Source organism: Burkholderia sp. Ac-20392 (genome assembly GCF_017104585.1).
Taxonomy (GTDB): domain Bacteria; phylum Pseudomonadota; class Gammaproteobacteria; order Burkholderiales; family Burkholderiaceae; genus Burkholderia; species Burkholderia lata.
In genome coordinates, this window is record NZ_JAAGPB010000047.1 from 1 (window position 1) to 19,968 (window position 19,968).

At 66.5% G+C, this 19,968-nt stretch carries 17 protein-coding genes; 9 read left to right on the forward strand and 8 right to left on the reverse strand.

What is annotated here, in order from left to right; all coding sequences use genetic code 11:
- The 4 genes from G3N99_RS09190 to G3N99_RS09205 form a co-directional block, all read left to right on the forward strand.
- Positions 1-1,231 (forward strand): aldehyde dehydrogenase family protein (locus tag G3N99_RS09190; RefSeq protein WP_206122195.1); only part of this gene is annotated, 1,231 nt, incomplete at its 5' end.
- Positions 1,232-1,363: 132 nt separating this feature from the next.
- Complete coding sequence (locus tag G3N99_RS09195) at positions 1,364-2,686, forward strand: MFS transporter (RefSeq protein WP_241011551.1); 1,323 nt, start codon at positions 1,364-1,366, stop codon at positions 2,684-2,686.
- Positions 2,683-3,900, forward strand: a complete 1,218-nt coding sequence (locus G3N99_RS09200; protein ID WP_206122197.1) for a mandelate racemase/muconate lactonizing enzyme family protein — start codon at positions 2,683-2,685, stop codon at positions 3,898-3,900. Before G3N99_RS09195 ends, G3N99_RS09200 begins: the two co-directional genes overlap by 4 nt.
- A 15-nt stretch (positions 3,901-3,915) precedes the next feature.
- Positions 3,916-5,583 carry a GMC family oxidoreductase N-terminal domain-containing protein gene (locus G3N99_RS09205; protein ID WP_206122198.1) on the forward strand — a complete coding sequence of 556 codons (1,668 nt, stop codon included), beginning with the start codon at positions 3,916-3,918 and terminating at the stop codon, positions 5,581-5,583.
- A 42-nt stretch (positions 5,584-5,625) separates the two neighbouring features.
- On the opposite strand, the gene G3N99_RS09210 is transcribed toward G3N99_RS09205, so the two are convergent.
- Entirely contained in the window at positions 5,626-6,528 is a 903-nt protein-coding gene (locus G3N99_RS09210; RefSeq protein WP_206122199.1) for a LysR family transcriptional regulator, read from the reverse strand.
- Between the two features lie 109 nt (positions 6,529-6,637).
- Between G3N99_RS09210 and G3N99_RS09215 the strand changes: the two genes are divergently transcribed.
- Positions 6,638-7,345 carry a hypothetical protein gene (locus G3N99_RS09215; RefSeq protein WP_206122200.1) on the forward strand — a complete coding sequence of 236 codons (708 nt, stop codon included), beginning with the start codon at positions 6,638-6,640 and terminating at the stop codon, positions 7,343-7,345.
- Between the two features lie 106 nt (positions 7,346-7,451).
- Complete coding sequence (locus tag G3N99_RS09220; RefSeq protein WP_206122201.1) at positions 7,452-7,835, forward strand: immunity 22 family protein; 384 nt, start codon at positions 7,452-7,454, stop codon at positions 7,833-7,835.
- Between the two features lie 53 nt (positions 7,836-7,888).
- Here the strand turns inward: G3N99_RS09220 and G3N99_RS09225 are convergent, their stop codons facing one another.
- The 3 genes from G3N99_RS09225 to G3N99_RS09235 form a co-directional block, all read right to left on the reverse strand.
- Positions 7,889-8,710, reverse strand: a complete 822-nt coding sequence (locus tag G3N99_RS09225; protein WP_174939377.1) for a betaine/proline/choline family ABC transporter ATP-binding protein — start codon at positions 8,708-8,710, stop codon at positions 7,889-7,891.
- Positions 8,711-8,724: 14 nt separating this feature from the next.
- A complete protein-coding gene (locus G3N99_RS09230) occupies positions 8,725-9,690 on the reverse strand; it encodes a proline/glycine betaine ABC transporter permease (RefSeq protein ID WP_174939379.1) in 966 nt (321 codons plus the stop codon).
- Between the two features lie 70 nt (positions 9,691-9,760).
- Complete coding sequence (locus G3N99_RS09235; protein WP_174939381.1) at positions 9,761-10,798, reverse strand: ABC transporter substrate-binding protein; 1,038 nt, start codon at positions 10,796-10,798, stop codon at positions 9,761-9,763.
- A 569-nt stretch (positions 10,799-11,367) separates the two neighbouring features.
- On the opposite strand from G3N99_RS09235, the gene G3N99_RS09240 reads away from it, so the two are divergent.
- The 3 genes from G3N99_RS09240 to G3N99_RS09250 all read left to right on the forward strand — a co-directional run bounded on the left by G3N99_RS09240 (position 11,368) and on the right by G3N99_RS09250 (position 14,791).
- On the forward strand, positions 11,368-12,519 hold the full coding sequence (locus G3N99_RS09240) for a porin (protein ID WP_206122202.1): 1,152 nt from the start codon (positions 11,368-11,370) through the stop codon (positions 12,517-12,519).
- A 326-nt stretch (positions 12,520-12,845) separates the two neighbouring features.
- Positions 12,846-13,655, forward strand: a complete 810-nt coding sequence (gene blaOXA / locus G3N99_RS09245; RefSeq protein ID WP_206122203.1) for an OXA-1043 family class D beta-lactamase — start codon at positions 12,846-12,848, stop codon at positions 13,653-13,655.
- Complete coding sequence (locus G3N99_RS09250) at positions 13,652-14,791, forward strand: acyltransferase (RefSeq protein WP_206122204.1); 1,140 nt, start codon at positions 13,652-13,654, stop codon at positions 14,789-14,791. Before blaOXA ends, G3N99_RS09250 begins: the two co-directional genes overlap by 4 nt.
- A gap of 121 nt (positions 14,792-14,912) precedes the next feature.
- On the opposite strand, the gene G3N99_RS09255 is transcribed toward G3N99_RS09250, so the two are convergent.
- The 4 genes from G3N99_RS09255 to G3N99_RS09270 all read right to left on the reverse strand — a co-directional run bounded on the left by G3N99_RS09255 (position 14,913) and on the right by G3N99_RS09270 (position 19,286).
- Positions 14,913-15,647 carry a hypothetical protein gene (locus G3N99_RS09255; protein WP_206122205.1) on the reverse strand — a complete coding sequence of 245 codons (735 nt, stop codon included), beginning with the start codon at positions 15,645-15,647 and terminating at the stop codon, positions 14,913-14,915.
- Positions 15,648-15,680: 33 nt separating this feature from the next.
- On the reverse strand, positions 15,681-17,072 hold the full coding sequence (locus tag G3N99_RS09260; protein WP_206122206.1) for an alkaline phosphatase: 1,392 nt from the start codon (positions 17,070-17,072) through the stop codon (positions 15,681-15,683).
- A 32-nt stretch (positions 17,073-17,104) separates the two neighbouring features.
- Complete coding sequence (locus G3N99_RS09265) at positions 17,105-18,541, reverse strand: alkaline phosphatase (protein ID WP_174939393.1); 1,437 nt, start codon at positions 18,539-18,541, stop codon at positions 17,105-17,107.
- A gap of 154 nt (positions 18,542-18,695) precedes the next feature.
- Positions 18,696-19,286 (reverse strand): methyltransferase domain-containing protein, encoded by a 591-nt coding sequence (locus G3N99_RS09270; RefSeq protein WP_174939394.1) that lies wholly within the window; start codon positions 19,284-19,286, stop codon positions 18,696-18,698.
- Positions 19,287-19,968 lie beyond the last annotated feature (682 nt).

Consider the following 19,968-nt stretch of genomic DNA (forward strand, 5'->3'; position numbering starts at 1 on the left):
CGCCCCATACCTGCACCGCTTCGCCGACGCGCTGACCACGCGCGCATCCGAAATCGGCGCGGCGCTCGCGCAGGAATCCGGCAAGAGCGTCGAGGACGCGTCGAACGAAGCCGTCTACGCGGGCCAGATCACGCGCTACCACGCCGAGTGGGCGCGCCGGATCGAGGGCGAGATCATCCCGAGCGATACGCCCGACGAGAACCTGTTCCTGCAGCGCGAACCGATCGGCGTCGTCGCATGCCTGATTCCGTTCAACTACCCGGTCTACACACTGCTGCGCAAGGTCGCGCCCGCGCTGATCGCCGGCAACACCGTGGTCGTGCGCCCGAGCAACCACACGCCGGTGTCCGCGTTCGAGATCGCGAAAGCCGCCGACGATGCGGGCTTCCCGCCGGGCGTCATCAACATCCTGACGATGGACCACGCAACGGCCGAAGCGCTGTGCACGCATCCGGCAGTCGGGATGATCACGCTGACCGGCAGCGTGAACGCGGGCCGCAAGGTGCTCGACTACTGCAAGGCGAACATCGCGAAGCCGTCGCTCGAGCTCGGCGGCAAGACGCCCGCGATCATCGAGCCCGACGCCGACCTCGAACGCGCGGCTGCCGCGCTCGTCGCATCGAAGACGACCCACTGCGGCCAGCTCTGCACGGCAATCGAGCGCGTGTACGTGCACGACAGCGTGCATGACCGCTTCGTCGCGCTGCTGAAGGAGAAGATGGCGGCCGTGCGCATCGGCGACCGTGCGGAAGACGCCACGCGGATGGGCCCGCTCGTCAGCGCATCGGCGCGCGCGCACATTCACGGGATGGTCGAACGCGCGATCGCAGCCGGCGCGACGCTCGAAACCGGCGGCACGATTCCCGCCGGCCCCGGCTTCTTCTACCCGGCCACGCTGCTGACGAACTGCCGGCAGGACATGGAAATCGTGCAGGAGGAAACCTTCGGCCCGATCATGCCCGTGCTGCGCTACTCGACGATCGATGAAGCGATCGCGCAGGCGAACGACCACCAGTTCGGCCTGTCGTCGGTGCTCTACACCGAGCACTACCGCACCGCGATGACCGTCGCGAACGCGATCGAAGCCGGCGAGCTGTACGTGAACCGCACGCCGGCCGATCCGTACCAGGGCTTCCACGCCGGCTGGAAGCGCTCGGGCCTCGGCGGCGACGACGGCAAGCACGGCATGCTCGAATTCACGCAGACGCGCCTCGTCGTCATGAAGTACTGACACGGCAACGCCGACGCACCGTTTCCGGCGCACGCACCACGACACCCGCCGCGCGCGCCGCCCTTGATCCGATCGAACACATAAAAAATCTGCAGACCTCCTCGTGAAGGAAGTCTGATGGAGGAAGACATCATGCCGACCCAACCGTCGACACACACCGCGTCGCTCGCGTTGCACGACGACGCCCACGCGTCGCCGCATTCCCGCGCGCAACGCTACCTGCAACTGCTGCTGCTCGTGATTGCCGCGGGCGCGATCTACCCGATGCTGTATCTGCGGCAGGTGTACCAGCCGACGATGCTGCAGTTCTTCCATATCGACGACGTGCAGCTCGGCTACCTGTATTCGTCGCTCGGCACGATCTTCCTGATCAGCTATCTGCCGAGCGGCTGGCTTGCCGACCGCCTGTCGCCGCGCTGGCTGATCTGCTTCTCGCTGCTCGCGACGGGCGCGCTCGGGCTCGTCTACGCGACCGGGCCGTCGTTCGACATGCTCGTGCTGATCTTCGGCGGCTGGGGGCTGACCACCGGCCTCACGTTCTGGGCGGCCGTGATCAAGCGCGTGAACATGATCGCGGGCCCCGACGAACAGGGCCGCTTCTTCGGCCTGCTCGACGGCGGCCGCGGCCTCGTCGAAGCGCTGCTTGCAACGATCGCGATCACGCTGTTCGCGTACGTGACGCAGGCACGCGGCGGCACCGATGCGGCCGGCTTCAAGCTCGTCGTCCACCTGTACGCATTCTTCTGCATTGCGCTCGGCGTGCTGCTCGCGCTGGTAAAGGATCAGGCGAGCACGGGCGACCGTGCAGCGGCCGCGAAGCGCACCAAGGGCAACGTACTGACCGACCTGAAGACGCTCGCAGCGATTCCCGAGCTGTGGCTCGTCGCCGCGATCGTGTTCTGCGGCTACCAGGTGTTCTGGGCGACCTACAGCTTCTCGGCCTACCTGCACGAAGGCAATTTCGGGCTCAGCGCGACGGCGGCCGGCTTCATCACGACGCTCAAGCTGTGGATGCGCCCCGTCGGCGGCATCGGCGGCGGCTTCCTCGGCGACCGCGTATCGAAGGTGTCCGTGCTGTTCTGGGCGCTGGTGCTCGCCGCACTGTCGCTCGTCGGACTGATCGCGGCGCCCGCGCACAGCCCGCAGGCGATGCTCGTCGTGCTCGTGCTGTTCATCGGCATCCTCACCTACGCGATCCGCGGCCTGTACTGGTCGCTGCTCGACGACTGCAAGGTACCGACGCATTGCGCGGGCCTCGCGATCGGCCTGATCTCGGTACTCGGCTATTCGCCGGACGTGTTCGTGCCGCTGATCAACGGCTACGTGACGCAGACCTACCCGGGCGCACACGGCTACCAGCTCTATTTCGGCTATATCGCGGCCATCGCGCTCTGCGGCGCGGGCGCCGCCGCGTTCCTCAAATACCGCCTCAACCGCATCCAGGAGTCCGCATGAAGATCGTTTCGCTCGAAACCCATATCGTCGCCGTGCCGCCGCCGCATGTCGGCGGGATGTACTGGATCTTCGTGAAGCTGAAGACGGACGACGGCATCGAAGGCGTCGGCGAGATCTACTCGGCGACGTTCGGCCCGAAGGCAATGGCCCCGATCATCGACGACGTGTTCGAACGCCATCTGCTGAACCGCGATCCGCATCACGTCGAACGGCTGTTCCGCCAGGCTTACTCCAGCGGCTTCACGCAGCGCCCCGATCTCACGATGATGGGCGTCGTCAGCGGCCTCGAAATGGCGTGCTGGGACATCATCGGCAAGGCGGCCGGCAAGCCCGTCTATGAACTGCTCGGCGGGAAGATCCACGAGCGGCTGCGCTCGTACACGTACCTGTACCCGAAGAACGCGAAGGGCGAATACGACTACGACGATCCCGACCTCGCGGCCGAATGCGCGGCCGAGAACGTGAAGCTCGGCTTCACGGCCGTCAAGTTCGACCCGGCCGGCCCGTACACGGCCTACTCGGGCCATCAGCTGTCGCTCGAAGTGCTCGACCGCTGCGAACTGTTCTGCCGCAAGGTGCGCGAAGCCGTCGGCAGCAAGGCCGACCTGCTGTTCGGCACGCACGGGCAGATGGTGCCGTCGTCGGCGATCCGGCTCGCGAAGCGGCTCGAGAAATACGACCCGCTGTGGTTCGAGGAGCCGGTGCCGCCCGGCCAGGAAGAAGCGATCGCGCAAGTCGCGAAGCACACGTCGATTCCGATCGCGACCGGCGAGCGCCTGACGACCAAGTACGAATTCCACAAGCTGCTGCAGGCGGGCGGTGCATCGATCCTGCAGCTGAACGTCGCGCGCGTCGGCGGCCTGCTCGAAGCGAAGAAGATCGCGACGCTCGCCGAAGTGCACTACGCGCAGATCGCGCCGCACCTGTACAACGGCCCGGTGGGCGCGGCCGCGAGCATCCAGCTCGCGACCTGCACGCCGAACTTCCTGATCCAGGAAAGCATCATGACGTGGGGCGGATTCCATGCGGAAGTCGTGAAGACGCCGATCCGCTGGGAAGACGGCTACATCATTCCGTCGAACGAACCGGGCCTCGGCATCGAGCTCGACATGGACGTCGTGCGCCGTCACACGCCGTACACCGGCGAACGGCTTCACCTGCAGATGGGCGAGAACCCCGTCGACGTGAAGGATCTCGCTCCCGCGAAGGGCTGAGCGCAAAGGACAGACATGAGCTACGACTACATCATCGTCGGCGCGGGCTCGGCCGGCTGCATCCTCGCAAACCGCCTGAGCGAATCGGGCCGGCACTCGGTGCTGCTGCTCGAAGCGGGCGAACGCGACGCGTCGTTCTGGTTCAAGGTGCCGGTCGGCTTCACGAAGACCTACTACAACCGCCGCTACAACTGGATGTACTACAGCGAGCCCGAGGCGCAGCTCGCCGACCGCAAGCTGTACTGCCCGCGCGGCAAGGTGGTTGGCGGATCGGGCTCGATCAACGCGATGGTCTATGTGCGCGGCCAGCGCAGCGACTACGACGACTGGGCGAACGCCGGCAATCCGGGCTGGGCGTACGACGACGTGCTGCCGTACTTCCGCAAGCTCGAAACCCACGCGGCCGGCACGACCGATCCGCAGCATCACGGCGCGACCGGGCCGATCCACATCACGTCGATGAAGGCCGACGTGCATCCGATCGTCCACGAGTTCCTGAAGGGTTGCAGCCAGCTGAACCTGCCGCGCACCGACGATTTCAACGGCGCGCAGTTCGAAGGCGCGGGCATCTACGACCTGAACACGAAGCACGGCGAACGCTGCTCCAGCAGCTTCGCGTACCTGCGTCCCGCGCTGGGCCGTTCGAACCTCACGCTGCGCTCGGGCGTGCTCGTGCGGCGCGTGACGTTCGACGGCAAGCGTGCGACCGGCGTGGTCGTCGCGGGCGAGCACGGCGACGAAACGCTCGTGGCCGCACGCGAGGTCATTCTCGCGGCCGGCGCGGTCGATACGCCGAAGCTGCTGCAACTGTCGGGCGTTGGCGATCCGTCGCTGCTCGCGCGCCAGCGCGTGCCGCTCGTGCATGCGCTGCCGGCCGTCGGCCGCAACCTGCAGGACCACCTGTGCGTGAGCTTCTACTTCAAGGCGAACCGGCCGACGCTGAACGACGAGATGGGTACGCTCATCGGCAAGATGAAGATCGGCTTGCGCTACCTGCTGACGAAGCGTGGCCCGCTTGCGATGAGCGTGAACCAGGCGGGCGGCTTCTTCCGCGGCACGGACGATGCGCAGGAACCGAACATCCAGCTCTACTTCAACCCGCTGTCGTACCGGATCCCTAAGAGCGACCGCGCGAGCATCAAGCCCGAGCCTTACTCGGGCTTCCTGATCGCGTTCAACCCGTGCCGCCCGACGAGCCGCGGCACGATCGAGATCGCGTCGAACCGCGCAGAAGATGCCGCGAAGATCCACATCAACGCGCTCACCACGCAGAAGGATCTCGACGAGGCCGTGCAGGGCAGCAAGGTGATCCGGGCGCTGATGCGCGCGCCGGCGCTGAAGTCGATGACCGTCGAGGAAATCTCGCCGGGGCCGCAGGTCGATTCAGACGAAGCAATGCTGCAGTATTTCCGCGAGCAGTCGGGTTCGATCTACCACCTGTGCGGCTCGTGCGCGATGGGGCCGGACGCGGCGACGTCGGTGGTCGATGCGTCGCTGCGCGTGCATGGGTTGCAGGCGCTGCGGATCGTCGATGCATCGGTGTTCCCGAACATCACGTCGGGCAACATCAACGCGCCGACGATGATGGTCGCGGAGAAAGGCGCGGATCTGATTCTGGCGGATGCGTTGCGGGCGGAGATCGCCGGCGTGCAAGCGACGCCACGTGAGACGGTCGTGCAGTAACGCGGTGCCGGCAGGTTCGACGGCCACCGCCGTTGGCGGGCATCAGCCCTTCGTGGCGCCCACGATCTGCCGGCACACGTTCACGATCAGGTCCCGCAGCCCCGCATGCACCGCGTCGCGGTCGAAGCGGGGATGCCACATGATCGAGATCGCGAGCGCCGGGGTCGCGACCGGCAGGTCGAACGTCACGACGTCCTGCCGGGCCTGGGCGGTGTGCTTCTCGGGCACGTGAGCGATCCAGTCCGAGCGCTGGGCGAGCTCGATGCCCGACTTGAAGTTCGGCACCACCGCGATGACGTTGCGCTCGCGCCCCTGCTCGCTCAGCGCATCGTCGATCGGCCCGTGAAAGCGCCCCTTGCGCGACACGCTGATGTGCGGCACGGACAGGTAAGCATCGAGCGTCATCCGCCGCCGCGCCAGCCGATGGCCCTTGCGCAGCACGCCGACCATGCGGTCGTCGAACAGCTTGCGGATCATGATCTCCGGCCCCGTCTCGCCGACCACGCCGATTTCGATATCGACTTCACCGCTGCGAAGGCGCGCCACGGTCTTCTCGTGCTTGGGCAGGAAGCGCAACCTCGCATGCGGCCATGCATCGTGCGCCTGCGCGATGATGGGCACCGCGAACGAATCGATGAAGCCGTCGTTCGCGCTGATGTTGAACACGCGCTGCGCTTCGATCGACCGGTGCTGCGCGCCGAGCAGCATTTCGACATCCTGCAGGATGCGGTCGAGCGGCTCCTTCAACCGCCGCGCCGTTTCGGTCGCCACCATGCCCTTTCCCGCACGCACCAGCACCTTGTCGCCGATCGCGTCCTGGACACGGGCGAGGGTCCGGCTCATCGCGGAAGGACTCAAATCGAGACTGCGTGCCGCGCCCGACACGCTTTCCTCGTCGATCAGCGCCTTCAGCGCCAGCAGCAGGTTCAGGTCGATCCGGTTCAACGCGGTGCTCCTCGCATATTTGCATCGGATGCATCATATATCTGCCAAACCTGCACTGTACACACGTCATCCTCGCCCCTACCATTCGGGCAACCGAACGGAGGAACGCATGGAGACGACGCAGGGGCACGACGAACAATTGCGCGAGTCGTTGCTACGGGACTGGCAGGACCATACGAAGCAGCCGACCGCGGTGGCGGCCCGCTTGCGGGAGCGGGTTGCGTTCCCGATGGGCGAACAGGATCTCGTCGAACTGGCGGCGCTCGCGACACACGTATTCGGCGAGCATCTCGGCGACTGGCAGGCGGGAATGGGCTATCTGGACCAACTCATGGACGCGCACGACGACGTTCCGGCCGATTCGCTCCGGCGCATCGACCGCCAGCATGCGGTGCTCGAACGACTGGAGGACGTGAATGCGTCACTCGACAGGTTCGACGCCAACGATCGCGTCTACATCACGGCGCTCGCGCTTCCCGCGATCACGCTGCAGCGATCGGTGGAGGAAGCAGAAACGGCCTTCGCCGAAGCGATGCAACTGCTCGCGTCGAACGACTGCCATGCGACCCGCCGGCTGTTCGGCGTAGTCACGGCCAATCTCGTGTGCGACCTGCTGGATCGTTCGGCGTTGTCGGCCGCCAGACGGCGCCTGCTCATCGTGCTCGCGGAGAAAAGCCATGCGCTCTGGCTTCAGGACGGCGACGAGACGGACCGGGAGAAGTCCGCGTTCCGGCTGATGCAGAGTTATCAGAAATGCAGGATGCCCGAGAATTACAGAAGCGGGCGCTATCCAAGGTATGGGTCGATCGAGCCGTAGGCGCAGGCGGCGCACGAGACGAAACGCAGCGCCATGCTCACGCGTATCATCGTGCGCGTGCACCGGCGCGCTCCGCCGGCCATTTCAAAGCCCGAGGCGCTCACCGATGATCGTTACCGTTCACCTGTTCATTTCCAGCGATCGATTCCGTTCGTTCGAGGAGATGCGCTCGTTCATCGACGAGCGGTACACCGAGGACGGCGACGGCATTCCTTCCGCGTTCATGACAGAAGTCGGACTGCGCGACTACGAGCCAGGATGCATCGAGGCCATTCATCGGGGCAGCCCCGTTCCGGTCCGGCAATTGCTGCTTGGTGTTTCGTGGGAATCGGCATGGGTACATGCCGTTCCCGCCGACCTCGTCGCCGACAGTGCAATCGGCGTGTTCTCGCCCAACATCGTCACGACGCCGGAAAACGCTTCGCTCGACTACGTCGGCACCTATGAATTCGATACGCACACGGGCCCGACGTCTGCCTGGCCCGCGTGAACGAAAAAGGGCGGCACCGCGTGCGCCGCCCTTTCACGTTGCGCTTCGATACCTCAATTCACACTCGAGCGCTTCTCCACGAACCTTCTCACATACTCATCCGCCGGCCGCGACAGAATGTCGTCCGGCGTCCCGACCTGCACGAGCGTACCGTCGCGCAGAATCGCGATGCGATCGCCGATCCGCAGCGCTTCGTCGAGATCGTGCGTGATGAACACGATCGTCTTCGACAGCGTCGCCTGCAGTTCGAGCAACTGATCCTGCATCTCGGTACGAATCAGCGGATCGAGCGCGGAGAACGCCTCGTCCATCAGCAGCACATCGGTATCGGCCGCCAGCGCGCGCGCCAGCCCGACACGCTGCCGCATCCCGCCCGACAGCTCGTCCGGATAGTGATCGCCATAGCCGTCGAGCCCGACCTTCGTCAGCCAGTTGCGCGCGGCCTCGGCCGCATCGTGCCGCTTCTCGCCGCGCGTGCGCAGCGCATACGCGGCGTTGTCGAGCACGGTCTGGTGCGGCAGCAGCCCGAAGTTCTGGAACACCATGCTGACCTTGAAGCGGCGCAGCTCGCGCAGCCCGTGCGCGTCGAGCTTGATCACGTCGCTGCCGTCGATCACGATCTCGCCGGCCGTCGGCTCGATCAGCCGGTTGAAGTGCCGCACGAGCGTCGATTTCCCGGAGCCCGACAGCCCCATGATCACGAAAATCTCGCCCGACTCGATGCCGAGGCTCACGTCGTTGAGCCCGACGTTGCAGCCCGTTTCGGCCAGCACCTCGGCCTTGCGCTTGCCCGAGCGCAGCAGGTCGAGCACGCGCGCATGCGCGGCCTGCGGCCCGAACAGCTTGTACACGTGTTTGACGTCGATGGTCGCCATGTCTGTCTCCGTTCCTATGCACGCGACGACTGCGTCGCCTGATTCGAATCGACGCCCGCCGACTGCGCCTTGCGCGGCAGCCGGTACGGCACGCGCGACGCGCCCTTCTGCCGGCGCTGCTGCGCGAGCCGCCGCCGGGCGCGGCGCTCCTGGCCGAAGCCCTGGCTGATCCGGTCGATCACGATCGCGAGGATCACGATCGCGAGGCCGGCCTGCGTGCCCTTGCCGACGTCGAGCGTCTGGATGCCCGCGAGCACATCCTCGCCGAGCCCGCGCGAGCCGATCATCGACGCAATCACGACCATCGACAGCGCCATCATCGTCGTCTGGTTGATGCCGGCCATGATGCTCGGCCGCGCAAGCGGCAACTGCACGTTGACGAGCAGCTGCCAGCGCGTCGTGCCGAATGCGCGTGCGGCCTCCGTCACGTCCGGATCGACCTGGCGGATGCCGAGATCGGTCAGGCGGATCAGCGGCGGCAGCGCGTAGATGATCGTCGCGAGGATCGCGGGCACCTTGCCGAGGCCGAACAGCATCAGCACCGGGATCAGGTACACGAAGCTCGGCAATGTCTGCATCACGTCGAGCACGGGCAGCAGCATCCGCCGCAGCCAGGCGCTGCGCGACGCGAGGATGCCGACCGGCACGCCGATTGCGACCGACAGCACCGTCGAGACGAGCATCAGCGCGAGCGTCTGCATCAGCTTGTCCCACAGGCCGAAGCAGCCGATCGCGTAAAGCAGCAGCATGAAGAGCGCGCCGAGGCCGATACGGCGCGTCGCATTCCACGCGATCGCGCCGACGACCAGCAGCACGAGCCACGGCGGCGCCACGCGCAGCGCGCCTTCGAGCGGCACGAGCAGGTAGCGCAGCACCAGCACGCTGAAGTGATGGAAGCCGTCGCCGTATTGCGCGACGAACGTCTCGAGCGCGCTGTTCACCCAGTCGGCGATCGACAGGTGCAGAAAGAAGCCGTTCATGTTGATTCTCCGTCGCGCCGCGAAGGCGCGTGACGGCGGCGGCAGGCGCGGGCCCGCCGCCGCGCGCAGGTTACGCGCCCTTCAGGCTGCCGGCGATCTTCTGCGCGACGTCGGCCGGCACCCACTGCTTCCACATGTCCTGGCGGGTCTTCAGGAACTGCGTGGCCATCGCCGCGCCGTCGATCTTCTTCGTAGTCATCTCGAGGATCGTCTGGTTCAGGAAGTCCATCGGGAAACGCACCTTGCCGAATACGCCGACGAGATCGGGGTTCGCATCGGCAAACGGCTTCGACACGCCGACCGTCAGCCGCGACACCATGTACGACGACGCGCACTGGTGCGTGCTGCTCTCGTCGCGCAGCGTCTTCCAGCATGCTTCGTTATAGGTCGGCATCTTCAGCGCGGTGAACTTGTATTTCGCCATCAGCGCGGCCGGGCCCCAGTAATAGAACACGATCGGCGCGCCGCGCTGGTACGCGGACGCGATCGCCGCGTCGAGCGCCGCACCCGTGCCCGGGTGGAAATTCGTGTACGACTGGTCGAGCTTCAGCACGCGCAAGAGACGCGTGTTCACGCGCTCGCAGTCCCAGCCCGTCGGGCAGTTCAGGAAGCGGCCCTTGTCCGGTTCCTCTTCGTCCGCGAACACCTGCTTGTACTTCGGCAGATCGTCGACCGACACGAGCCCCGGCGCGACCGGCTTGATGTTGCGCGCCGGATCGCCCTTCACCACGTAGTCGGGCACGAACCAGCCTTCCGTCGTGCCGCCCGGCAACGTGTCGCCGATCAGCTTCACCGCGCCCGACGAGACGGCCTTCGCGGTGATCTCGCTGCGGCCCGTCCACTGCTCGGCCCAGATCTGCAGGTCGTTGCGCGCGAGCGCCGTTTCGGTGGCGGCCGTGCTGCCCGGCACGACGTCCGTCTTGCAGCCGTAGCCCTTCTCCATGATCTGCCGCAGCACTTCGGTCGCGAACGACCCGCTCTCCCATGTGATGCCCGCGAAATGGACCGTCTTGCCGTCGGCGCACGCGCCGCCGGCCGCGTGAGCCGCAGGCGCGGACAGGATCGCCGCGGCGGCGAGAAGGACCGTTTTCAGTCGTCGAATCTGCATGGTGGGTCGTCTCCAAATCGAATCTGTTGTTTGTGCGTCGCGGCATGCGCGGCGACCGGCGAATCGTGAACGCATCCACGTCCGGTCAGCCTGCATGTTTCAGCCGCCAATTTGTTTAGGGAAACGAGTAATTCCGATCATTGCTATCGGCAGCGTCAATTGATCTCCGGGCACCCGGCCAGGCCCGCCGGACGGGCCTCGCGGCCGATTCTCCAAGCCCGCGCATGGCCCCGCGCGGGTTGTATCGCGCCCCCGTTCGGCCGTTGCGCGACGGACATTGCGCCGTGACGCCGCCCACCCCGTTTCGGCTGTCGAAACGGCCTGTCGCGACCCCATTGGCGAACCCGATCCCATCCATCGAAATTACTCGCTTTCGATTCCTTTTAGGCTTGGGAAGAATGCGCGATGTCATCGGAGGAGACACGACCCGACGCTGCCGGATGCCGCGCCGCCGCGCCTTGCGCGACTCGGCGCCGCACGCGCTGCACCGGGTCGCCCCGGATGACGGGGCGCGCCTCGCCGGACGCGCTCACGACAACCGATACAAGCTGGATATCCCGGAGATCTCAATGAAAAAGACCCTGACGGCGCTCGCCGTAACGGCAACCTTCGCAGCCCCCGTGTTCGCGCAAAGCAGCGTCACGCTGTACGGCGTGATCGACGAAGGCCTGAACTACACGAACAACGTCGGCACCGGCCACGTCTACGAAATGGCGAGCGGCTACGCCCAGGGCAGCCGCTGGGGCCTGAAGGGCAGCGAGGATCTCGGCGGCGGCATGAAGGCGATCTTCCAGCTCGAAAACGGCTTCGACGTGAACAGTGGCCGGCTCAACCAGGGCGGCCGCATGTTCGGCCGCCAGGCCTACGTCGGCCTGAGCCAGACGCAGTACGGCACGCTGACGTTCGGCCGCCAGTACGACTCCGTCGTCGACTATCTCGCGCCGACCACGGCCAACGGCAACTGGGGCGGCTACCTGCTCGCGCACCCGTTCGACAACGACAACACCGACAACTCGTTCCGCCTCGACAACACGGTGAAGTACGCGAGCCCGAACTTCGGCGGCTTCCAGTTCGGCGGCGCCTACAGCTTCAGCAACAGCACGAACTTCTCGGACAACCGCGCGTACAGCTTCGGCGCGCAGTACCAGAACAACGGCCTGCTGATCGGCGCCGCGTACCTGCAGGCGAACCACCCGGGCGACGGCTCGGCCGGCGCGATCACCGCGAACGACGCGAGCTACATCGCCGAGCGCATGCGCGTGTTCGGCGCGGGCATCAACTACACGTTCGGCCCGGCAACGGTCGGCTTCGCGTACACGAACTCGAACTACAAGAACCCGACCGGCAACGGCTACCTCGGCACGCCGGGCGCGATCATCGCCCCGGGCGCGACGGTCAGCGCGATCAAGTACCAGAACTTCGAGGTGAACGGTTCGTACCAGATCACGCCGGCGTTCATGGTCGGCGCGCAGTACGTGCTGTCGCTCGAGAAGTACGACGCATCGACCGGCGACGCGAAGCCGAAGATCCACTCGGTCGGGCTGATGGCCGACTACAACCTGTCGAAGCGCACCGACGTGTACGTGCAGGCCGCGTACCAGCACATCGCCGGCGACAAGACGAACTCGATCCTCGACAACGCGTTCATCCCGGGCACCGACGCACCGTCGTCGACGTCGAACCAGGTGGCCGTGCGCCTCGCGCTGCGCCACAAGTTCTGACGCAACCCGGTTCTCCGTTCTTCACGCGACACCCGCGCGGGTCTGCCCGAGGTGTCTTTGCCCGCCCGCAGGCGCAAGCCTGCCGGCGGGCTTTTTCATGCACGCCGCCACGCGTGACCGGCCGATACTCGCGGAACGGATAAAACGCGCGCGATTGCCCCGTCAACCGTGACAGGTCAACGAACGACCATCCGCCGATACACTGTGGGCCTCCGCAACGGCCGCCATCCGCACGATCCTCGATGCCTGCCGTCGCCCCCATTGCGCACGGCCTGCCGCCTTCCGCCCGCACCGCGCGCCTGCCGCCCATCCCCGAGGAGTGTCACTTGAAGCCCTGGCGCCGCGCGCTGTTCACCTTCGCCGCCGGCCTGCTGGCCGCCGCGACGTCCGATGCCCGCCCGATCTGCACCGTCGTCGCCGACGCCGCCACCGGCCAGGTGCTCGTGCAGCAAGGCGACTGCGCGACCCGCGTGACGCCGGCGTCGACGTTCAAGGTCGCCATCAGCCTGATGGGCTTCGATGCGGGCGTCCTGAAAGATGCGCACACACCGACGCTCGATTTCCACGCCGGCTACCCCGACTGGGGCGGCGCGCCGTGGCGCGAGCCGACCGACCCGGCGCGCTGGATGAAGCTGTCGGTGTTCTGGTACTCGCAGCAGGTCACGCAGGCGCTCGGGCAAGCGCGCTTCCAGCGGTACACGAACGCGTTCGGCTACGGCAACGCGGACGTGACCAGCCAGCAGGGTGAACTGAACGGCGTGATGGGCGCATGGGTCAACGCGTCGCTGCGCATCTCGCCGCTCGAACAGGTCGGCTTCATGCGCAAGATCGCGAACCGGACGCTGCCCGTCAGCGCGCACGCGTTCGACATGACCGAGCGCATCACGCTGATCGACACGCAGCCCGGCGGCTGGGTCGTGCACGGCAAGACGGGCACCGGGTCGCCGGGGCACAAGTACGATGCATCGCGCGCCTACGGCTGGTTCGTCGGCTGGGCGGCAAAGGGGCCGCGCAAGATTGTGTTCGCGTACCTGATGCAGGACGACCAGCGGCAGACGCCAAACGCCGGCTTGCGTGCACGCGATACGTTCCTGGCGGCGCTGCCGGCCCTCGCCGAACCGGGCAGGCCGCAATGAGCACCGGGCCGCGCAACGCGCGGATCGACCTGCTGCGCGGCGTGTCGATCGTGCTCGTCCTGCTGCATCACTTCAACATCCCCTACTCGCTGCGCGACACGTCGCTCGCCCGCGTATTCGGCTGGGATGCGGTGCATGCGGTGGCGCGCAACGGCAACTACGGCGTGACGATGTTCTTCGTGATCTCCGGCTACCTGATCACGTCGAATGCGCTCCGCCGCTGGGGCAGCCTCGGCGCGGTCGACGTGCGCGCGTTCTACGTGTCGCGTATCGCACGCATCGTCCCATGCCTGCTCCTGCTGCTCGCGCTCGTCAACGGCCTCGCGGCGGCCGGCGTGCCGATCTTCCAGAACCATGCGCCAGAGGGCATCGCCGTGTCGTTCTGGCTCGTGAATCTCGCGTCACTGACGTTCTGGATGAACGTGCTGATCGGCGCGTACGGCTGGGTCAACTACGCGCTCGGCGTGCTGTGGTCGCTGTCGGTCGAAGAGGTGTTCTACCTGTCGTTCCCGCTGCTGTGCATCGCGCTGCGCCGCGATGCGCGACTGGTCGCGTTCTGGGTGATCATCGCCGCGATCGGGCCCGTGTACCGCTTCACGCACGCCGGCGACGAAGGCGGGTTCCTCTACGCGTACTTCGCGTCGTTCGACGGGATTGCGATCGGCTGCTGCACCGCGCTGCTGGCCGAGCGCGTGAACGGGCAGCGGCTGGCCGCGCCGCTCGTGCAGTGGCTCGTCGCGACGGCGATGGCCGTGCTCTATCTGGCCTGGCCGATTGCGGAAAGCCATGTCGCCGGCGTCACCGCGATGGCGCTCGGCACGGCCGTGCTGCTGATCGGCGCGCACGTCAACGGCGAGCGCGCGCACGGCCGCCTGCTCGCGCCGCTGGGCCGTGCCGGCAAGCTGAGCTACGAGCTGTACCTGTTCCACCTGATCGTGCTCGGCGGACTGCGCACGTTCTGGCCGCCGTCGGCCACGCATGGCGACACGAAGCTGCTGTTGCTGATGGCGTATCTGGCGTTGTCGGCGGCGCTGAGCGCGGCGATCGCACGCGGCTATGCAACACCGCTCGACCGTTACATCAAGCGGATCGCGTCGCGGCCTTTGTCGCGCGTGCCGGACGGCGCGCGCTTCTAGCGTGTCACCGGCAATGGCTGCCGGTCAGCCGCAAAAAAATCGGCCAGGGCCCGGCCGTATCGCTCGACGATACCGGCCGGCCTGACCGCAAGCCCCGCGTACAGACGGTGAAAATCGTCGATCAGTCGAGATAGTCCGCGTATTCCTTGCGCGTATAGCTGGCGAGCGTCTGCCACGGCAACGTCTCGCGCCGCGCGGCCGGCGCCGGTGTCAACGTCAGCTTGCGCACGACGCGGCCGTCGGCACTCCGGTATTCGACCGACAGCGGCACCTGCAGCTTCTCGTTCCACAGGATCCGGTTCACGCCACGCGCGCCGGGTGTGTCGACCGCCTGCTCGTACCAGCGGGTGCCAGGCGCGTCGCCGCGCTTCGCCACTGCGAGCCGCTTCAACTGCGACGGCGGCGTGACGTAGTACGCGTTGTCCCACGAGCCGTCGAAGCCCGTGGTTTCGTACTCGGCCGGCGGCACGCTGACGACCGTCCGGTTCCCCACATCCACATACTCGATGCGCGTCGTCTTGCCGTCGGACGTCACGTGCCGCGCGGCCGCCTGGAAGTTGAAGTGCTTGTGGCCCGCGTGGGCGGCGGCCGGCTGCACGCCAGTGCGAGCACCCGCGTCGTGGTCATGGTCGTGATCGTCGCCGTGCCCACCTGCCGCCGCGACGGGCAGCACGCGTTCGACCCACACGTGCCCGTCGCGCCGCACCATCCGTTCGCGATACATCGTCGTGCGCGTCACGCCGTCGGCCGACACCGTGCGGCTCTCGTGCAGCAGCACGGCGTCGAGATCGGCCGCTGCAAGGGCCGGCAGCGCAACCCACCCGCAAGCGAGCGCGCAGAGAAGCTGACGTTTCATCGGGCGTTCCCGTTCCTCATGCAGTCAACGGATTCAGAAGCCGAACGCCGAGCGCACGAGACCGAACACCTTCGTGTTGTCGATCGTGCCCTTGAACGCCTTCGCATCCGCACCGTCGGCGAACAGCATCACGTCGCCGCCGCCGTGCGTCTCCGAGCCCGCGCTCCCCATCCGCACGCCGACTTCCTGCAGATACGCCTCGTTCGTCGCGGTGGCCGAATCGACCGACGCGCGCACGTTCGGCCGGTTCGCGCCGTTGCCGAACACCAGCGTCGTGTAGGTGTTGCCGTCGGCGTCCTTGCTCGGCTGGCCGTCGCGATAGTTGCGGCTGATGTCGAGAATCGGGTTGCCGCGCTTCGAATAGCCGTTGATCGTCATCGTGTGGTCGTGGTCGGCCGTCACGACGATCAGCGTGTTCGACAGGTCGACCTTCGACAGCGCGACGCGGATCGCTTCGTCGAACGCCGCCGTGTCCTCCAGCGCGCGTTTCGCATTGGTGCCGTGCAGCGCGTGATCGATCCGGCCGCCTTCGACCATCAGGAAATAGCCGTTCGAATTCTTCGACAGCACGTCGATCGCCTTCGACGTCATCTCGGCCAGGCTCGGCTGCGTCGGCCCTTCGCCCTTGCCCGCGACGCGGTCGAGTTCGTACTCGAGATGGCTCGTCGAGCTGAACAGGCCAACCAGCTTGCCGTTGCCGGCCTGCGCGAGTTGATCCCTGGTCGCGACGACCGTGTAGCCCTTCGCCTTCATCTCGTTGAGCAGGTTGCGGCCGTCCGCGCGCCCGCGCTTGTTCGCCGCCGGATCGAACGGCGTCCAGTGGTTGCGGCCGCCGCCCATCAGCACGTCGACGCCGTCGCCGAGCGCCGCGTTGTAGCCTGCGCCGCCCGGTGCGGCCTGCGCGGCGATCTCGTACTGCGCATCGCGATGGCAGATGTGCGAATAGGTCGCGGCAGGCGTCGCGTGCGTGAGCTCGGTCGTCGTGATCGCCCCCACCGCTTTGCCGCGCGCCTTCGCCAGCTCCAGCAGCGTCGCGACCGGCTGGCCATTGCCCGGCGCGCAGTTGTTGACGGTCTTGTTGCCGTTCGCGTCGTTGCCCGGCGCGACCGCGCGCGCGTCCGACGACATCGACAGCACTTCGTTGTTCATCTTCACGCCGGTCATGTACGCGGCCATCGACGGTGCGCTGTCGGTCGTCTGCGCATCGTTCGAGAAGGTCTTGACGCGCGCGGTGCGGGCCAGCTTCTCCATCGTCAGTTGTCCCGACTCACCGACCTTGTAGATCCGGCTCGCCGTCACGGTCGTCGGCCCCATGCCGTCGCCGAGAAAGAAAATCACGTTCTTCGCCTGGCCGGCGGCCTGCGCCGCGCCGCATGCGAAACCCGCGACGGCCAGCGCCGCCGCGATGCACTTGATGGTCGACATCCTGTATTCCCCTGTACCCGTATGGTCGGCGCTCACAGCTGCACCGCGTTGCGCACCAGCTCGAAGACCTTGTTGTTCTCGATCACGCCGTGGAACGCATCCGCGCCGCGGCCGATCGCACCGAGGAACACATCGGTGCCGCCGTGCGTCTCGTTGCCCTTGTCCATGCGCACGACCGCCTCCTGACGATAGTCGTCGGCGCCCGTCACCGCGTCGGTGAGTGCCGTGCCCGCGCGGCTGCCCTGCACGCGGTTCTCGCCGTTGCCGAAGCCGATGATCGTGTACGGCGCACCGTCCGCGTCCTTCGCGACCGCGCCCGTCTGGTAGCTGCGCAGCACACCCAGCACGCCGGGCTTGCCCGCCTCGGTCTTGCCGGTGCGCGCCGCATAGCCATTCAGCACCAGCGTGTGATCGTGGTCGGCCGTGACGACGATCAGCGTGTTCTTCAGGTCGGGATCGGTCTTGCGCACCTTGTCGATCGTGGCCTTGATCGCGTTGTCGAACGCGACCGTGTCCTGCAGCGCGCGCTTCGCATTGGTGTCGTGCAGCGCGTGGTCGATCCGGCCGCCTTCGACCATCAGGAAATAGCCGGCCGGGTTCTTCTGCAGCACGTCGAGCGCGCGCGTCGCCATGTCGGTGAGGCTCGGCTCCTTGGTCGCGCCGCGATCGAGGTCGTAGCTCATGTGGCTCGACGAGAACAGGCCGACCAGCTTGCCGCCCTTGGTCGCGTCGGCGGCCAGCAGATCGTCGCGGTTCTGCGCGAACGCATAGCCCTTCGCCTTCAGCTCGTTGACCAGGTTGCGCCCGTCGGTGCGCTTGCCGCCGCCGTCCTTCGGCACGAAGAATTGCGTGCCGCCGCCGAGCACGACGTCGACGCCATCGCCGAGTGCGCCGTTGTAGCCCGCGCCGCCCGGCACGAGTTGCGCGGCGATGTCGTTCTCTGCGTCGCGATGGCACACGTGTGCATACGTTGCCGCAGGCGTGGCGTGCGTGACACGCGTGGTCGTCACGACACCGGTGGCCAGCCCCTGCGCCTTCGCGATCTCGAGCAGCGTCGTTGCCGATTTGCCGTTGTTCGCGCCGCAGTTGCCGGTGAGGCTCGCGGTCGGCTCGATCGCCTTCGTGTCGGGCGACATCGAAATCACTTCGTTGTTGGTCTTGACGCCGGTCATGTACGCCGACATCGACGGTGCGCTGTCCGTCACCTGCGCATCGTTGGAATAGGTCTTCACGAACGCGGTTTCCGGCAGCGTATCGATCGTGAGCGCGCCGTCTTCACCAACCGCGAAGATGCGCGCGGCCGTCAGCGTCGTAATCCCCATGCCGTCGCCGAGGAAGAAGATCACGTTGCGCGCGGCCAGCGGCTTCATGGGGCCGGGCGCCGTGCTGGTCGGGCCGTCGTCGCTGCCGCATCCGGCAAGTGCAAAGGCGCCCGCACACAGCAGCGCCGCCAGTTTGATTCGATTCATGTTGCCGGTTCCCCCCGCCATTGATGCTTTCGAAATGAAAGGCGATGGTAGGAACCTGATGTGACGGCAATATGAATGGTAATTGGAAGGATTAGAAGGGATTACGAAAGGAGAAGGCGAGGCGCCACGACCGGGCGCACCGCACGCAGCGGCATCATTCGGTGTGTTCGGCGGTGACGCTGCGCACGGTCACGATCCGCGCAGGCGGTATGTTTGCCCAGACGATCCGGCTGCCGCAAGCAACAAATGCCGAATCGCCGAGCGGATGACGGCCGGGCGGCCGCAGGTCATACGTGAACTGAATCATCACGCCGTCGGCCGACAGCACGCGATGGCACTGGTCGACGATCGCCGCCACATCCTGCCGCGGCAGCGTGCGCAGCGGCAGGCACGACACGATCGCGTCGACGCGGGCCTCAGGCGGCAGCAGCCGCTCGAGCTGCCGTGCGTCGCCCGACACGATCGAGATGCCCGGAAAGCGTCGCCGCAGATGCTGGACGAATGCCGGCGAACGCTCGACCACGACGAGTCGCCGGGGCGCGACGCCGCGTTCGAGCAACGCCGCGGTGATCGCACCGGTGCCGCCGCCGAGCTCGACGACCAGCCCGTCGCCGTCCGGCACCGCGTCGGCCATCTCGCGCGCCAGTTGCCGCGAACTCGGGCACAACGCGCCCACCGCGGCCGGACGGCCGACCCACTCGCGCACGAACAGTGCCGAGACACGCCACGCGTTCGGCCACATCATGGGCAGCCCTTCAGCGGTTGCGCTGTCGGCCTCGACGTGCCGACGGCTTCGTGGAACAGGGCTACGGCGACACGGGGTTTGGGCATGCGCATCCTCCTGGACGAATCGGTCCGTCGCAGGAAGAGCGACGTTCAAATCGATTCTAGGAAACGCAAACTTAAGGCGACGTGAAGATTGTCCCTGATTCCGCTGATCAATTCGTGCCCGATCGGCCGCCCGCAGCCCGGTCAGCGATCGATGCGCTGCTGGAAGTGCGCGGGATAGCGCTCGCCGACGATCCGGATCTGCCATCCAGCCTGCCAACAACGCCGACACACGATTACCGTGATCGACGCGCATAGGCGAACGTCAAGCATAGCCGGCTTACTGAATGTTCCCCCGGCTTCCCCGTCCACCAGTCGTTGTCGACGGTCCGACCATTACCTACAGCGATACCAACGTGCCAATGTGTGTTGGGGCATCGAAATATGCCAGTGCGCCGTGGGCGCCAAAACACCACATCACCGGGCTGAAGGTCTTCGATCTTCATGACCTTCGGCCAGCGAGACAACGCAGTATCGACAGCCGAGACTGAGGCAAGATTACCGATCGGATGGCATGCAGCCTGGAAGATGGCACTCACCGTGTACGCGCACGATAGCAATCCGGGAAATTGCAAGCCGAGATAGCTAGCGCGTGTCGC

Excerpts from the sequence above, each read along its gene's own strand:
- G3N99_RS09195 (WP_241011551.1), top strand. The coding sequence starts at position 1,364 with ATGCCGACCCAACCGTCGACACACACCGCGTCGCTCGCGTTGCACGAC.
- G3N99_RS09200 (WP_206122197.1), top strand. The coding sequence starts at position 2,683 with ATGAAGATCGTTTCGCTCGAAACCCATATCGTCGCCGTGCCGCCGCCG.
- G3N99_RS09205 (WP_206122198.1), top strand. The coding sequence starts at position 3,916 with ATGAGCTACGACTACATCATCGTCGGCGCGGGCTCGGCCGGCTGCATC.
- G3N99_RS09215 (WP_206122200.1), top strand. The coding sequence starts at position 6,638 with ATGGAGACGACGCAGGGGCACGACGAACAATTGCGCGAGTCGTTGCTA.
- G3N99_RS09220 (WP_206122201.1), top strand. The coding sequence starts at position 7,452 with ATGATCGTTACCGTTCACCTGTTCATTTCCAGCGATCGATTCCGTTCG.
- G3N99_RS09225 (WP_174939377.1), bottom strand. The coding sequence starts at position 8,710 with ATGGCGACCATCGACGTCAAACACGTGTACAAGCTGTTCGGGCCGCAG.
- G3N99_RS09230 (WP_174939379.1), bottom strand. The coding sequence starts at position 9,690 with ATGAACGGCTTCTTTCTGCACCTGTCGATCGCCGACTGGGTGAACAGC.
- G3N99_RS09235 (WP_174939381.1), bottom strand. The coding sequence starts at position 10,798 with ATGCAGATTCGACGACTGAAAACGGTCCTTCTCGCCGCCGCGGCGATC.
- G3N99_RS09240 (WP_206122202.1), top strand. The coding sequence starts at position 11,368 with ATGAAAAAGACCCTGACGGCGCTCGCCGTAACGGCAACCTTCGCAGCC.
- G3N99_RS09250 (WP_206122204.1), top strand. The coding sequence starts at position 13,652 with ATGAGCACCGGGCCGCGCAACGCGCGGATCGACCTGCTGCGCGGCGTG.
- G3N99_RS09255 (WP_206122205.1), bottom strand. The coding sequence starts at position 15,647 with ATGAAACGTCAGCTTCTCTGCGCGCTCGCTTGCGGGTGGGTTGCGCTG.
- G3N99_RS09260 (WP_206122206.1), bottom strand. The coding sequence starts at position 17,072 with ATGTCGACCATCAAGTGCATCGCGGCGGCGCTGGCCGTCGCGGGTTTC.
- G3N99_RS09265 (WP_174939393.1), bottom strand. The coding sequence starts at position 18,541 with ATGAATCGAATCAAACTGGCGGCGCTGCTGTGTGCGGGCGCCTTTGCA.
- G3N99_RS09270 (WP_174939394.1), bottom strand. The coding sequence starts at position 19,286 with ATGATGTGGCCGAACGCGTGGCGTGTCTCGGCACTGTTCGTGCGCGAG.